Below are 13,142 nucleotides of genomic sequence, written 5' to 3' on the forward strand. Positions count from 1 at the left end.
CCTTGATCGATTTCAGATGACGGCCAGCACGTAGAGAGCCGTGCGGGCCGCGACGAGCGGCACCAGCGCGGGCACCGCCCACAGCACCGCGGAGTGGACGGCCCCGAGCGCACCGGCCGCGGTGAGCGCGGACCACGGGTCGCGCCGCGCCGCCACCGGGTGGGCTCGGACCGTCAGCAGGGACAGAACGAAGACCAGGCCCACGGCGAGCGTGCCGCCGGCGGGCCGCAGCACGGCGAGTTCGCTCGCGCGCAGGCCCTCCTCGCCGAGGCTTTCGGCGGCGACGATCGCCAGTGCGATCGCCGGCGGCCAGGCGCGGACGGTGTCGCGGTAGTGCGCCGCCCACGGGCCGCAGGTGAAGGCCAGCCAGTTGACCTGGCCCAATGGCCCCGCCGCGGCGGGCCGCACGGGCGGACGGACCCCCAATGGCGCGTCCGGGGGCGCGGCCCGCCGCGGCGGGTGACTGGCACGCGCGGCCCGGCCGGGTCCAGCACGGCCGGGCCGCGCGCTGGCACGGAACGCGCGAACGGGGAGCACGCGAACGGGGAGCACGCGGGTGGGGAGCACGCGGGCTGGCCATCGGGCGTGGGCGGGCCGAGGAGAAGGTCGCGCTGCTCGGCCGCCATCTGCTGAGCGTCGACCCACCCGACCACACCCGGCTCCGCCGCCTGATGTCGCGCGCCCTCACCGCCCGGCGCATCGCCGCGCTGTACGAGCCGACGAGCCGGTACGTGCACGGCCTGCTCGACGAGATCGGCCCGCGCGACCGCATCGACCTGCTGGCCGACTACGCGCTGCCGATCGCGGTGACGGTCATCTGCGAGCTGCTGGGCGTTCCGGTGGACGACCGGGAGGACTTCCGGCGCTGGGGGCTGTCGCTGGTACGGGCCGAGCTGGAGGACGACGCCTCGTTCGACGGCGTGACCGAGGAGATGGAGGGCTACCTGGTCCCGTTCATCCTCGCGCAGCGCTCCCGTCCCGGCGCCGGGCTGACCGCCGTGCTCGCGTCGGCGCGCGACGAGGACAAGCTCGACGACTACGAGCTCATCTCGCTGGTCTACCAGCTGTTCTTCGCCGGGCACGAGAGCAGCGCGTACCTCATCTGCAACGCCGCCTACCTGCTGCTCGCGGGCAACGAGGCGGGCGAGGCCGGCGCGGCGACCAAGAACGGCGAGGTCGTCGAGCGGGCGATCGAGGAGGTGCTCCGCTATGAGGGGCCGGTGAAGACGCCGACCTGGCGTTTCCCCACCGAGGACGTGCGGCTCGGTGACGTGGTGTTCCGCAGGGGCGAGCCGATCCTGCTGCTCCTGGCGGCGGCCGATCGTGACCCGGAGGAGTTCCCGCAGGCCGAGACGTTCGATCCGTGGCGTTCGGAAGCCGCGCATCTGGCGTTCGGATACGGCATTCACCACTGCGTGGGCGCCGCCGTCGGCCGGATGGAGGGGCGCGTGGCCGTGAGCGCGTTGCTGGAACGGCACCCGGGCGCGGCGCTCGCGATCGATCCGGCCGAGCTGCGATGGCGCGACAACCTGATGATGCGGGGCGTGCGGTCGCTGCCGGTACGGCTTGGCCCACGGCGGTCCTGACGGCGTTCAGTGGGCCAGCCCGTGGTGGCAGGCGGGGCAGTCCTGGCGGAGGCGTTCGGCGAGTTCGAGCTTGGTCTGTGCGGGGCGGCCGACCTCGGCGTACTTGCTCTTCACTCGCTGCAGATAGGTCTTGGCGGTGGGAGCGCGGACGCCGACGAGCCGGGCCGCGGCCTCCAGCGTGAGCCCGGACGCGTAGGCGTGCAGCACCGCCTCTTCGCGTGCCGACAGACTCGGTCGTACGGGAGCGGTGCGGTGCGGCGACTCGACCGGGTAGGCGACGTCTCCGCCGGCCACCTGCCTGATCGCGGCGGCGAGCGTGACCAGGTCCTGGTCCTTGCCGACGTACCCGCGGGCACCGGCCTGGATGGTGCGGGCCGTCCACTCGCGTTCGTTCGCCGGGCCCATGACCACGACCCGGTCCCACCGCTCGGTGAGCCGCCGCACGTTCTTGGCGGGGTCGGACCGGTCCCGCAGGAACAGGTCGAGCAGCACCACGCCGGGCTCGCCGTCCGATCCCGCCGGATCGGTGAGCAGCTCGTCCACCGTGCGCGCGGCGGCGACCAGGTCCACGTCGCGCACGCCGCCCACCCAGGCGCGGAACCCCTCGACCAGCATGCATTCGCCGATCATGGCGACAGGGATCACATCGGCCATTCCGTCCCCTCAGTTGGCCGCTCCCGCTCGCCCGCCCCGGCTGCGTCCCTCAGAACGGCCCATACTGTAGATACGTCGCAGGGTGACCCAAAGTTTGACCTGACGTCAGATGGAACGTGGCAGGTTTACGGTTGGACACGTCGGCCGGATCAGCGTGGCCACACCTGGCCGTGTCTCCTCGGACCGCGCGACCGCCTTCGCGCCGGTCGCTCCACGGTGTGAACGTGACCGCGTACGCAGAGTTGGCTAGCGGTCCCGAGAATCGGGCGAGTCGTTCGCGCGGCTCTCGAAGACCGGTGCGGCCCGCACGCGGCGGCAGCCGAGGGCCTGGATCTCGCTGACGTGCTGGGCGATCTGCGCCTCCAGGAAGAGCTCCTGGGCGGCGGCCATGGCGCGCATCTCTCCGGGCGTACGCGCGTACTGGCGGACGAGGTCACGGCCGATCGCGATGTGCGCGGGCTCGTCGGCCTCGATGTCCTCCAGGGCCGTCATGATCCGTTCGTCGAGCAGCATCCGCAGGACGTTGTCCTCCTCGCGGTCCTGGACCGACAGCACGATCTCGCCGGAGTACTGGTTGGCGGCGGCGAGTTCGGCGGCCGAGCTCCGCGCCAGCTGGACCTCGTACATCCGGAGCAGCGTTCGCGGCGCCGGGAAGTGCGCGATGCGCCACTCGCCGCCGAGCCGCTTCACCTCGTAGGCGAACACGTCGTGATGGCGCACCTCGTCCTTGATCTGGCGGGCCAGGCGCAGCTTCATCGCGGCCTCGTCGGCGCCGAGAAGCGTGATCTGCCGGGCGGGCGTGAGCGTGCCGAAGTAGCACTCGCCCCACGCCCGGCGGCGCAGATAGAACGTCAGCCTTTCGCGGTACACCGCCGGATCGAGTTCGGCCATCTCGTAGTTGCCGGCGTGGTAGACGTCCTCGGCGATGTCCAGGGCGCGCCGGTGGAGCAGGTCGGCGAACTCCCTCGGATCGCATTCGCCGAGCCGGTCGTCGTCCCAGTCCGAAAAGCGGGCGGCGCGCAGCCCCCCGTGATCTGCGGGCTTCATGTCCTCTCCCTCGATATGGCCCTCGTCCATTCTTTTCTTTGTCATCCGAAGGGGTGACATGACGCCATGGCTATCGAGACCTACCGTTCAAGGCATGGCGCCCGCCCGCGGGTGACCCATCGGGGGAGTGTGAAATGACCGGGACCTGCTTGTTGCTTGTTTCCGAACGACCTGCCGTCCGCGCGTTCTTCGAGAGCCTCCGGGCCGTGGACGCGCGGGGACTCCAGATCCGGCCGCTGCCGGCCGACGCCGACGCGGTCGGCGAGATCCGGCTGCCGACCGCGTCCGGACATGTCGTCATGGCCGTCGACGTGGCCCTTGACGTGGAGTTCTCCGCCCGGATCTGCGAAGCCTACCGGGCTCGCATGCCGGGGCTGCCCATCCTCGCGGTGATCTGCTGCCCGCACATCGTGACGCCGCTGCAGCTCCGGCTGCTCACCAAGGCCGGGGTCTCCGGACTGCTCGACCTGGAGGCCTCGGCCGCCGAATCGCTCCGGGTCCTGCACGCGATGACGCGCGGGAACGTCGTTCTGCACGCCGCGCTTAATGAGGCTCGCGACGCCGCCATGGACGGTTTGCTGCTGTCGAAGACGGGTCTGCGGCCCGGAAAGAACGGCGACGACACCCGGCTGCGCATCGTTCGGCTGCTCGCCACCGGAATGTCGGACCGGCAGATCGGCGACGTCGTCAATCTGAGCCGCCACACCGTTCACCATCACGTGGAACGGCTTTGCCGGGAACTCGGCACGAGAAACCGCACGGAACTGGCCGCCTGGGCCGGTCGGAACGGCCTTTACGGACGAAAGCCGATCCTGCCCTAGCCCGCGCGACCCGGAGCTCCGGTGCTCGGAGGGGTTTCGCTTACGGGACCTTAAGGGGCCTGAAACCGATCGGAAACAGGAGCGTCGGCATGATCACCTCTGTCGTCGTTCTCGTGGCGATCTCTGGGGAAGGGACCTTCGTTGACGCTCTCGCTCGACGCTCCGCGCTACACCGGCACCGGCCGTGCGGTGCCCGGCCACATCCGCTGGCACCCGGACATCCCGGCGGTCGCGGAGGTCATCACGGGCGGGTCGGTGCGCCTGGAGTGCGAGGACTCCGACCTGCTGTGCGGGCCGATCGTGGTGGTCGGCGCCGAACCCGGCGACGTCATCGTGGTGGACGTGCTGGGCCTCGGGCGTTCGGACGGGGTGTACGCCCCGTCCGGTCATCCCGGGGTGATCGGCTGCGCGCCCGCGCTGCCCGCCGCCGCCGAGGCGCTCAGCACCGGGCTGCGGGGTCGTGACGTGGGCGGATGCGCGATCGCGCCGCTCACCGGCGGCTCGCGGATCCTGCTGCCGGTCCAGGTGCGCGGGGCCAAGCTGTCGGCCGGGGACCTGCACTTCCCGGCCCGCGGCGCGGAGTGCCGCGGGTCCGGGCGGGCCGGCTGGATCGACCTTCGCGTGCACCTGACGCGCAAGGGGGTGGAGAGGTTCGGGGTGACCGGGCCGATGCTGATGCCCTGAAGGTCCCTTAGGCTGGCTAAATGATTGTTCGCCCGGCCACCGTCGATGACATTCCCGAGCTGACCCGGCTGCGGGAGCTGCTGTTCAAGCCGCTCATCGATTCCGACGTCCCCGCGCGCACGTGGGAGTGGCAGAGCGCGTTCGAACGGGACATGAAGGAACGGCTCGGCGGCGACGAGCTCGGCGTCTTCGTGATCGACGGGAGGGACGGCGACCTCGCGGCCTGCGGCATCGGGGTCGTGCAGTACCGGCTGCCCACGCCCTACCAGGCCAACGCGCTGGCGGGCTACATCCTGGGCATGGTCACCGACCCCGCGTACCGCACGCTCGGCTACGGCCGGTCGATCATGAACGAGCTGCTGAGCTGGTTCCAGGAGAAGGAGGTGTCCCGGGTGGAGCTGCACGCTACTCCGGAGGCGGCTCACCTCTACCGTTCGATGGGCTTCCGGGAGCATCAGATCTCTCTGACCTGGCACGCTCCTTAGCCACCCGCTTCTCCTCCTTGGCGATGAGCGTGTCCACCTGGACGCTCAGCCTTGAGCCGAGTGGCCAGCCGATGTAGTGCGTCAGGAAGATGGCGAGTTCGCGCAGCTCGTCGGGGGAGAGCTCCCCGTTCTGCATGGCCGCAGGGATCTGGATGTCCAGCACGTCGTTCAGACCCTGGCCCGCCAGCATGCCGATGAGCAGGAGCCGCCGGTCGCGCAGGCTGAGGCCCGGCCGCGTCCAGATCTCGCCGAACAGGTGGTCCACGGTGATGCCGAAGAAGTCGCCGGGGGCGTCGCCGATCTCCCACCCGTACACCTGGCGCATCATCTCCAGGCCGCGTGCTCGCCGCTCGTCCATCACTTCTCCTCCGGAAACCCGAGGCCCGCGCCGAAGCGTTCGAGCGCCATCCTGGCCAGGGGCGCGTCGACGCCCAGCTCGTCCGCCAGCTCCAGCGCCAGCGACAGGTCCTTCTCGCCGAGCGCCTGAGCGTGGCGGAGGATGCCGTACAGCGCGTCGTCCTCGGCCAGCGGCGCGGTGGTGGAACGGATCATGATGCTGCCCGGACCGCCCGTGATCGCGTCCGAGTGCCGGACGACCCGGCCCAGCTTGCGCAGCGAGACCCCGGAGGCCTCGGCCAGCCGCTGCGCCTCGGCCGCCGCCGTGAACGCGACGAAGTGCAGCAGGTTGCGGGCCAGCTTGGTGCGGGTGCCCGCGCCGACCGGGCCCATGTGCAGGATCAGGTCGGCCCACGCGCCGAACGACTCCTCGCACCTGGCGAACGCCTCGTCCGTGCCGCCGACCATGACCGCGAGCCTGCCCGCGCTCGCGCCCATGAAGCCGCCGCTCACCGGGGCGTCCACGACCTCGATGCCGTACGGCTTGGCGCGGGTCGCCAGGTCCTCGGCCGTACGGGCCCGGATCGTGGAGTGGATCGCCAGGACGGTGCCGGGCCGCGCCGAGGCGAGGATCTCCGCGCCGACCGCGTTCACCTGGTCATCGTCGCGGACCATCACCGACACGACGTCCGCCTCGCGGGCGACCTCGGCCACGCTGCCCGCCGCCTTGCCCTTGAACGGCTCCAGGGCCTCGGCGCTGGTGTCGTAGACGATGAGGTCGGTGAGGTGCCCGGCCATCGGCGCGCCCATCTGCCCCAGGCCGATGAACCCGGTCTTCAAGGACGCGGTCTTCGCAGGCTCGGTCTTCGCGGGCTCGGTCTTCGCGGGCTCGGTCTTCGCGGGCTCGGTCTTCGCGGGCTCGGTCATGCGCGGAACACCTCGCCGCCGTCCACGTTGAAGATCTGGCCGGTGACCCAGGCGGCGTCGTCGGAGAGCAGGAACAGGCACATGCCGACCAGGTCCTGCGGGGTGCCCATCCGCTTGAGCGCCATCTTGTCCCGCACGATCTTCTGCGACATGTTGCCGGGCACCACGGCGCGGTTGGCCTCGGTGTCGATCGGGCCGGGCGCGATGGCGTTCACCCGGATGTTCATGCTGCCGAGCTCGTGCGCGAGCTGCTGGGTCACGCCGTTCACGCCGACCTTGGCGAGGCCGTAGAAGCCGGAGTACTGCCAGGCCGCGGTGGACGACTGGTTGACGATCGCGCCGCCGCCGCGCTCTTGCATGGCGGGGTAGCAGGCGCGGGCGCACAGCAGCGCGCCGTCCATGTTCACCGCCATGAACTTCTTGTAGTAGTCCCAGTCGATGGTGAACAGGAAGTCCAGCTTCATCGTCCCGAAGATGGCGGCGTTGTTGACCAGGTGGTCGATGCCGCCGAAGCGCTCGACGGCCGCGGCGGCCATCGCCTCGGCGGAGGCCGGGTCCGACACGTCGGTCCGCACGTACAGGCCCTTGATGTCGTCGGCGACGCCCTGGCCCTTGTCGCTCAGGTCGGCCACCACGACCGACGCGCCCTCGGCGGCGAGCGCCCGCGCGTACGCCTCGCCGATGCCGCCCGCCGCGCCCGTGACGATCGCGACCTTGCCCTCGAAACGCCCCATCAGACTCCCTCCGCGATCGCCTTGGTCTCCAGGTACTCCTCGAACCCGGCCACGCCCATCTCGCGGCCGACGCCCGACTGCTTGTAGCCGCCGAAGGGCACGTCGGCGGAGTACCAGACCCCGCCGTTCACGCTGACCGTGCCGGCGCGCAGCCGCCGGGCCACGCCCCGCGCGCGCTCCAGGTCGCCGCCGTGCACCGCGCCCGACAGCCCGTACGGGGAGTCGTTGGCGACGCGGACGGCGTCGTCGTCGCCGTCGTGCGGCAGGATCACCAGCACCGGCCCGAAGATCTCCTCGCGGGCGGTCCGGCTCTCGTTCGTCAGCCCGGTGATCAGCGTCGGCTCGATCCAGAAGCCCCGGTCGCGGTCGGCGTCGGCGGGCCGCCCGCCGCCGCAGGCGAACGAGCCGCCCTCCTTGACCGCCAGCTCCAGGTAGCCCTCGATCCGCTCGCGCTGGCGCGCGGAGATGACCGGCCCGCACAGCGTCTTGTCGTCGTTCGGATCGCCGACCCCGATTCGGCGCAGCGACTTGGCCGCGATCGCGGCCGCCTCGTCGTACCGCGCCCGGGGGACCAGCAGCCGGGTGGTGATCGCGCAGCCCTGGCCCGCGTGGGTGGCCACGTTGAACGCCGCGTACGAGCACGCGGCCTTCAGGTCGGCGTCGTCCAGCACGATGAACGCCGACTTGCCGCCGAGCTCCAGGAAGACCCGCTTCAGCCCCTGCGCCGCCGCCGTCATCACGCTGCGCCCGGTCGCGGTCGAGCCGGTGAACGACACCAGGTCGACGCGCGGATCCTCGACCAGCTGCGCGCCGAGCGCGTGGTCCGACGAGGTCACCACGTTGACGACACCCGCCGGGATGTCGGTCTCCTCGGCGATGATCGAGCCGAGCACCGACGCGCACCACGGGGTGTCGGGCGCGGGCTTCAGCACCACCGTGTTGCCCGCGGCCAGCGCGGGCCCGAGCTTGGCCAGGTTGATCTGGTGCGGGAAGTTCCACGGCGTGATCGCGCCGACGACCCCCACCGGCTCGCGGTAGACCTTCCGTTCGCTCGGCATGCCCATCGGCTCGGCGCGCCCGAGGCCGGTGGTCCATTCGTACGACTCGGCCAGGTCGGCGAACCAGCCCAGGTCGTTCACCGGCGCGTCGAGCTGCGCGCCGAACGTCAGGAAGCGGGGCGCGCCGACCTCCTTGATGGTGAGCTCGCGCAGCTCGTCGGCGTGGTTCTGCAGGGCCTCCCTGAGCTGGCGCAGGCAGCGCGCGCGGAACGCGACGTCACCCGCCCAGCCTGATGAGTCGAAGGCGCGCCGGGCGGCGTCGATCGCCCGGTCCATGTCGTCGGCGGTGCCGTCGGCGGCCTCGCCGAGCACCTCTTCGGTCGCGGGGTCGATGGTCTCGAACGTGCCGCCCGTTCCCGGAACGAGGCGCCCGTCCACAAGCAAGCGATCGGTTGTTCTGGACACCTGTCCAGACTACAGTTCGGTTCATGACTGAGCGCAAGGACTATTCGGGGGAATTCGATCCCGACTTCCGCTTCGAGGACCTGTCCAAGGAGGCGCTGGTGCGCCTCGTCCGCGAGTACGCCCTGATCGTCCACCTGCTCGACCGCTCCACCCTGATCTCGGTCGGGATGCGCTACGGCCAGCAGGTCGTCGAGGAGGTCGCCATCGAGGAGTGGAAGGGCGCGAGCCCCGTCTATACCCAGCGTGTCCGCGACATCATGAAGATCGACGGCGACGGTGTCTCGGCCATCTTCAAGTGCCTCCAGCTCGACCCGGGCTTCGCCCAGCACTACATGGACGTCGAGTACGAGCTGATCTCCGAGACGCACGGCTTCTTCCAGCTCCGCTCCTGCGGCGCGCTGCTGGACGTCGAGCCGTTCGGCGAACGCTCCATCAAGGGCATGTGCCACACCATCGAGGACGGCACGTTCGACATCACCGCCCAGGCCGTCAACCCCAAGGCACGCATCCGCCCGGTGCACCGCCCGCCCCGCGTCCCCGCCGGCCGCGTCCCGCACTGCCGCTGGGAGGTCATCATCGACGACGACACCGAGGTGCTCCCCGAGGCCGACATCACCCGCATGACCCGCGGCACCACCGCCGCCACCCACCGCTTCCCGCCCCTCCGCGACGGAACCCCCCACATCCCCGAATAACGGGACCATCCAAGATCGTTTATGTTGGGACTCGCCCCCCGCCTCAGACCGTTTCTCAAGTCAAGGACGGCGAGATGACCCAGCACCCCACCGCCCCGGCCGACCGCTACAGCGAGGGGGCGATGAGCCACGACGTCCCGACCGAACTGCGGCGGCTCCAGCTGCTGGAGGAGCAGCTCGATCCGGTCACGCTCGCCGTGCTCGCCGACCGGGCGGTGTCGCTGCCGGACTCGGCCCGCTGCCTGGAACTCGGCGGCGGGGCGGGCTCGGTCACCCGCTGGATGACGCGGCGCTTCCCGGCCGGGCGGGTGACGGTCGTTGACGTCGACACCCGGTACCTGGACCCGGGCTGGGCGACGAACCTGGACGTACGCGAGGAGGACGTGCGGGTCATCGACCTGCCGGAGGGAACCTACGACCTCATCCACGCCCGCGCGCTGTTCATGCACCTACCCGAACGCGAGGAGCTGCTGAAGCGGGCCGCGTCCTGGCTCGCCCCGGGCGGCTGCCTGGTCGTCGAGGACCTGGCGATGTTCCCGTTCGACAGCTCGCCGCATCCGGCGTGGGCCAAGGTCGCGAAGGCGCTGATCGCGCTCGTCGAGGCGCAGGGCGGCGACCTCGGCTGGTCGCGCCGCCGCCAGCCGCGCGCTTTGGCGGACGCCGGGCTGACCGACCTCGGGCTCGCGGTGAACGTCTTCACCATCGGCGACGGCGGCCCGACCGAACGGTTCTGGCGTGCCTTCCTCGACCAGGTCGGCGCGGCCATGGTCGCCAAGGGCCTCGTCACCGCCGACGAGATCGCCGCCGCGCGCGCCCTCTTCGACGAGCCGTCGTTCGTGGACGCGAGCGAGGCGTTCGTCAGCGCCTGGGGCCGCCGCCCGGTCGGCTGACCTTCAGCCGTACGAGCGGCGGCGCCGTGAGCACCCGCGTCAGGGCGTCAGCGGCTGGAGCGCGCGGTGAAGGTGTAGCTCTTGACCTTGGCGTGGCCGGCCCAGCTCACCGACGGGGTGCCCGTGCAGCCCTTCTTGGACCAGAACGTGGTGCCGACGGAGCTGTTGATCTTGAGCGACCGCATCTTGAAGGCGTGGTCGTAGGAGACACAGTGGTTCTTGTAGTGGTTGTAGCCCTCCCACTTGCCGGTGAAGTTCTTGCCGCTGTACATGCAGACGTCGTAGGTGCAGGCGCGCTGCGTGGTGGCGCCGCCCTCGGAGGCCTGGGCGGTCGTGGCGCCCAGTGCGGTGACGGCGGCGGCGGTCGCGAGGCCCAGGCCGAGCGTGCGCGTCGAGAAGGACATGGAGGCTCCCTGTCGCGTTGCGGGGTGGATGATCTTGCTCGGCCAGGTTCACAACGCGGCGGTCGGCGGGTCAAGCGGGGAAAATCCAGAGCTTTGTCCATCGGAGCCTGGACAATTGAGGTGCGCAGGTCAGCAATGGTCCATGCGATGGTGTGATGAACAGCACCTGTAAGAAGACCATTCGGCGCGGGTGCGCGCCGGGCCTGTACGGGAAGGCCCGGCGTGCACGACAAGAAATCTACTGACTACGCAGAGTAATCACAATGGGCTCTACGGACCGGGTGACCAGCCTCACGGGACGGGTCCGTTGTTCCGTGACATCGGGCGATGTAACGTTCTGGACTGTTCGTCAATAAGCCATTGCTTTCCCAGCACACCCCGGGGGAGGCCCCGCATGAGCGCCCAGCTCGCCGAGCCTGACCATCTGGTCATCCAGGCCCGCGACGTCAGCTTCGACTGGTCGGCGGTGCCGCTGCACTGGATTCCGGACCAGCCGGTGGCCACGCACTTCATCAACGTGCTCCACCTGCTGCTCCCGGCCGGTGAGGAGTGGTTCGTCAAGATCTTCAAGGACGCCCTCCCGTACATCACCGACGACCGGGTGCGCGAGGACGTGCTGGGCTTCATCGGGCAGGAGGCGGTGCACGCCTCCAGCCACGACGAGGTGCTCGACCACTTCCGCGAGCTCGGCCTGGACACCCGGCCGTTCGTGCGGCAGGTGGAGTTCATCTTCGGCAGCCTGATGGGCGACCGCGACCACCTGACCGGGGACCGCGCGCGGGGCTGGCTGTTCGAACGGATCGCGATCATCGCGGCGATCGAGCACTTCACCCATCTGCTCGGCCAGTGGATCCTCGATGCGAAGGCGCTGGACGAGGCGGGCGCCGACCCGACGATGATGGACCTGCTGCGCTGGCACGGCGCAGAGGAGGTCGAGCACCGGCACGTGGCGCACGACCTGTTCATGCACCTGGACGGCCGCTACACCGCGCGGGTCCGGGCGTTCACCCAGGTCATCGCCATGCTGATGACGCTGTGGCACCGCGGCCACGTGTTCCTGCTCGACAACGACCCCATCGCCGGCGGCAAGTACAAGGGCGGGCTGCACCACTTCAAGACCCTCGGGCCGAAGGGCCTGCTGCCCACGTTCGGCGAGATGGGCGGGTCGATCCGGCGCTACCTCAAGCCGGGCTACAGCCCGGCCACCGAGGGCGACACCGCGCAGGCGCTGGCCTACCTCGCGTCGTCCCCGGCCGCGCAGGCGGCGCTGCGGTGAAGAAGGTGCTGCTGTGAAGAAGGTGCTGCTGTGAAGAACGTGTTCGACATCCCGCCCGACCTGCACGGGCGGCGGGAGCACGACCCCTTCCTGGTGGCCGTCACCCGGTTCTTCACCGGCATCGAACGGGTCCGGAGCCTGCGTCGTGCCCGCGTCACGCGCGCCCCGCGCCCGCTCAGCCGCGAGCTGATCCTGCTGGTCCGTGAGGTCACGCAGGAGGCAGAGGACGTCGTCAGCATCAGGCTCGCGACCTGGAACAACGCGCCGCTGCCCGCATGGCAGCCCGGATGCCATCTGGATCTGCGGCTCCCGTCCGGGCGTCGGCGGCAGTACTCGCTGTGCGGCGACCCGGCCGACCGCACGTCCTACCGGATCGCGGTGCGGCGGCTGCCCGGCGGCGAGGGCGGCTCGCTGGAGGTGCACGAGACGCTCACCGAGGGCCGCGTCGTCAGGGTGCAGGGCCCGCGCAACGCCTTCCCGTTCCTGCCGAACGAGCGGTACCTCTTCCTGGCGGGCGGCATCGGCATCACCCCGATCCTCCCGATGGTGAAGGCCGCGCAGCGCGTCGGCGCCGACTGGCGGCTGATCTACACCGGCCGCGACCTGGCCTCCCTGCCCTTCCTGAACGAGCTGGAGGGCCTGCCCGAGGGCCGCGTCACCGTACGGACCGACGACGAGCACGGTGTGCCCGACTGCGCCGACCTGCTCGCGGGCACGCCGGGCGACGCCGCGATCTACTGCTGCGGGCCCGCGCCGATGATCGACGGCGTCCGCGCCGCGTTCCGGGCGGGCGAGCGCGCCTCCGGCACCCTGCATTTCGAACGGTTCGCCCCTGCTCCGGTGGTCGGCGGGCAGCCGTTCGAGGTCGAACTCGCGCGCAGCGGCAAGACGATCACCGTTCCCGCCGACCGGTCCGCGCTGGAGGCCATCAAGGCCGAGCTGCCCGACGTGGCCTATTCGTGCCAGCAAGGCTTCTGCGGCACCTGCCGGGTCGGCGTCCTGTCCGGCGACGTCGACCGGCGGGCCTCCTCCGATCGGGCCGGCGAGGACTCGATGCTGATCTGCGTCTCCCGGGCCAGTGGCGGCCGGATCGGGCTCGACCTCTGATCGTGTCCCCGGCGCGACCGGTGATATGCGACG

General features: G+C 70.7%; 16 protein-coding genes. 8 read left to right on the top strand and 8 right to left on the bottom strand.

Going from position 1 to position 13,142, the window contains the following annotated elements; all coding sequences use genetic code 11:
- Positions 1 to 12: 12 nt before the first annotated feature.
- A complete protein-coding gene (locus J4573_RS48210) occupies positions 13 to 384 on the bottom strand; it encodes a hypothetical protein (RefSeq protein ID WP_208263171.1) in 372 nt (123 codons plus the stop codon).
- A gap of 41 nt (positions 385 to 425) precedes the next feature.
- On the opposite strand from J4573_RS48210, the gene J4573_RS48215 reads away from it, so the two are divergent.
- A complete protein-coding gene (locus J4573_RS48215) occupies positions 426 to 1,586 on the top strand; it encodes a cytochrome P450 (protein ID WP_208263172.1) in 1,161 nt (386 codons plus the stop codon).
- A 6-nt stretch (positions 1,587 to 1,592) separates the two neighbouring features.
- On the opposite strand, the gene J4573_RS48220 is transcribed toward J4573_RS48215, so the two are convergent.
- Together J4573_RS48220 and J4573_RS48225 are read right to left on the bottom strand one after the other, a co-directional pair.
- Complete coding sequence (locus J4573_RS48220) at positions 1,593 to 2,240, bottom strand: helix-turn-helix domain-containing protein (RefSeq protein WP_208263173.1); 648 nt, start codon at positions 2,238 to 2,240, stop codon at positions 1,593 to 1,595.
- A 246-nt stretch (positions 2,241 to 2,486) separates the two neighbouring features.
- Positions 2,487 to 3,287 carry a hypothetical protein gene (locus J4573_RS48225; RefSeq protein WP_208263174.1) on the bottom strand — a complete coding sequence of 267 codons (801 nt, stop codon included), beginning with the start codon at positions 3,285 to 3,287 and terminating at the stop codon, positions 2,487 to 2,489.
- Between the two features lie 134 nt (positions 3,288 to 3,421).
- Here J4573_RS48225 and J4573_RS48230 point away from each other — a divergent pair, with 134 nt between their 5' ends.
- The 3 genes from J4573_RS48230 (at position 3,422) to J4573_RS48240 (ending at position 5,277) form a co-directional block, all read left to right on the top strand.
- On the top strand, positions 3,422 to 4,108 hold the full coding sequence (locus tag J4573_RS48230; protein WP_208263175.1) for a response regulator transcription factor: 687 nt from the start codon (positions 3,422 to 3,424) through the stop codon (positions 4,106 to 4,108).
- 141 nt (positions 4,109 to 4,249) lie between these two features.
- Entirely contained in the window at positions 4,250 to 4,792 is a 543-nt protein-coding gene (locus J4573_RS48235; RefSeq protein ID WP_208263176.1) for an acetamidase/formamidase family protein, read from the top strand.
- Positions 4,793 to 4,812: 20 nt separating this feature from the next.
- Entirely contained in the window at positions 4,813 to 5,277 is a 465-nt protein-coding gene (locus J4573_RS48240; protein WP_208263177.1) for a GNAT family N-acetyltransferase, read from the top strand.
- Here J4573_RS48240 and J4573_RS48245 read toward each other — a convergent pair.
- From J4573_RS48245 to J4573_RS48260, 4 genes are read right to left on the bottom strand one after another with little or no spacing between them, the layout of a single operon-like run.
- Entirely contained in the window at positions 5,198 to 5,635 is a 438-nt protein-coding gene (locus tag J4573_RS48245) for a carboxymuconolactone decarboxylase family protein (protein WP_208263178.1), read from the bottom strand. The genes J4573_RS48240 and J4573_RS48245 overlap by 80 nt on opposite strands.
- Positions 5,635 to 6,540: an NAD(P)-dependent oxidoreductase gene (locus tag J4573_RS48250; RefSeq protein WP_243774781.1), complete on the bottom strand. Its 906-nt coding sequence runs from the start codon at positions 6,538 to 6,540 to the stop codon at positions 5,635 to 5,637. Before J4573_RS48250 ends, J4573_RS48245 begins: the two co-directional genes overlap by 1 nt.
- Positions 6,537 to 7,274, bottom strand: coding sequence for an SDR family oxidoreductase (locus J4573_RS48255; RefSeq protein ID WP_243774782.1), 738 nt, complete (start codon positions 7,272 to 7,274; stop codon positions 6,537 to 6,539). Before J4573_RS48255 ends, J4573_RS48250 begins: the two co-directional genes overlap by 4 nt.
- A complete protein-coding gene (locus J4573_RS48260) occupies positions 7,274 to 8,737 on the bottom strand; it encodes an aldehyde dehydrogenase (RefSeq protein ID WP_208263179.1) in 1,464 nt (487 codons plus the stop codon). Before J4573_RS48260 ends, J4573_RS48255 begins: the two co-directional genes overlap by 1 nt.
- Positions 8,738 to 8,760: 23 nt before the next feature.
- Between J4573_RS48260 and J4573_RS48265 the strand changes: the two genes are divergently transcribed.
- Together J4573_RS48265 and J4573_RS48270 are read left to right on the top strand one after the other, a co-directional pair.
- Positions 8,761 to 9,432 carry a hypothetical protein gene (locus J4573_RS48265; RefSeq protein ID WP_208263180.1) on the top strand — a complete coding sequence of 224 codons (672 nt, stop codon included), beginning with the start codon at positions 8,761 to 8,763 and terminating at the stop codon, positions 9,430 to 9,432.
- Positions 9,433 to 9,506: 74 nt separating this feature from the next.
- The gene (locus J4573_RS48270) at positions 9,507 to 10,322 is read left to right on the top strand and encodes a class I SAM-dependent methyltransferase (protein ID WP_208263181.1); all 816 of its coding nucleotides are present in this window, start codon (positions 9,507 to 9,509) and stop codon (positions 10,320 to 10,322) included.
- A 47-nt stretch (positions 10,323 to 10,369) separates the two neighbouring features.
- Here the strand turns inward: J4573_RS48270 and J4573_RS48275 are convergent, their stop codons facing one another.
- Complete coding sequence (locus J4573_RS48275; protein WP_208263182.1) at positions 10,370 to 10,726, bottom strand: hypothetical protein; 357 nt, start codon at positions 10,724 to 10,726, stop codon at positions 10,370 to 10,372.
- Between the two features lie 394 nt (positions 10,727 to 11,120).
- Between J4573_RS48275 and J4573_RS48280 the strand changes: the two genes are divergently transcribed.
- Together J4573_RS48280 and J4573_RS48285 are read left to right on the top strand one after the other, a co-directional pair.
- Positions 11,121 to 12,002 (top strand): metal-dependent hydrolase, encoded by an 882-nt coding sequence (locus J4573_RS48280; protein ID WP_208263183.1) that lies wholly within the window; start codon positions 11,121 to 11,123, stop codon positions 12,000 to 12,002.
- Positions 12,003 to 12,032: 30 nt separating this feature from the next.
- Positions 12,033 to 13,109: a PDR/VanB family oxidoreductase gene (locus J4573_RS48285; RefSeq protein ID WP_307797503.1), complete on the top strand. Its 1,077-nt coding sequence runs from the start codon at positions 12,033 to 12,035 to the stop codon at positions 13,107 to 13,109.
- Positions 13,110 to 13,142 lie beyond the last annotated feature (33 nt).

Origin of the sequence: Actinomadura barringtoniae, from assembly GCF_017573505.1 — a bacterium.
Classification (GTDB): domain Bacteria; phylum Actinomycetota; class Actinomycetes; order Streptosporangiales; family Streptosporangiaceae; genus Spirillospora; species Spirillospora barringtoniae.

Coding starts and splice junctions, on each gene's coding strand:
- J4573_RS48215 (WP_208263172.1), top strand. CDS start 426: ATGGCGCGTCCGGGGGCGCGGCCCGCCGCGGCGGGTGACTGGCACGCG.
- J4573_RS48220 (WP_208263173.1), bottom strand. CDS start 2,240: ATGGCCGATGTGATCCCTGTCGCCATGATCGGCGAATGCATGCTGGTC.
- J4573_RS48225 (WP_208263174.1), bottom strand. CDS start 3,287: ATGAAGCCCGCAGATCACGGGGGGCTGCGCGCCGCCCGCTTTTCGGAC.
- J4573_RS48230 (WP_208263175.1), top strand. CDS start 3,422: ATGACCGGGACCTGCTTGTTGCTTGTTTCCGAACGACCTGCCGTCCGC.
- J4573_RS48240 (WP_208263177.1), top strand. CDS start 4,813: ATGATTGTTCGCCCGGCCACCGTCGATGACATTCCCGAGCTGACCCGG.
- J4573_RS48245 (WP_208263178.1), bottom strand. CDS start 5,635: ATGGACGAGCGGCGAGCACGCGGCCTGGAGATGATGCGCCAGGTGTAC.
- J4573_RS48250 (WP_243774781.1), bottom strand. CDS start 6,540: ATGACCGAGCCCGCGAAGACCGAGCCCGCGAAGACCGAGCCCGCGAAG.
- J4573_RS48255 (WP_243774782.1), bottom strand. CDS start 7,274: ATGGGGCGTTTCGAGGGCAAGGTCGCGATCGTCACGGGCGCGGCGGGC.
- J4573_RS48265 (WP_208263180.1), top strand. CDS start 8,761: ATGACTGAGCGCAAGGACTATTCGGGGGAATTCGATCCCGACTTCCGC.
- J4573_RS48270 (WP_208263181.1), top strand. CDS start 9,507: ATGACCCAGCACCCCACCGCCCCGGCCGACCGCTACAGCGAGGGGGCG.
- J4573_RS48275 (WP_208263182.1), bottom strand. CDS start 10,726: ATGTCCTTCTCGACGCGCACGCTCGGCCTGGGCCTCGCGACCGCCGCC.
- J4573_RS48280 (WP_208263183.1), top strand. CDS start 11,121: ATGAGCGCCCAGCTCGCCGAGCCTGACCATCTGGTCATCCAGGCCCGC.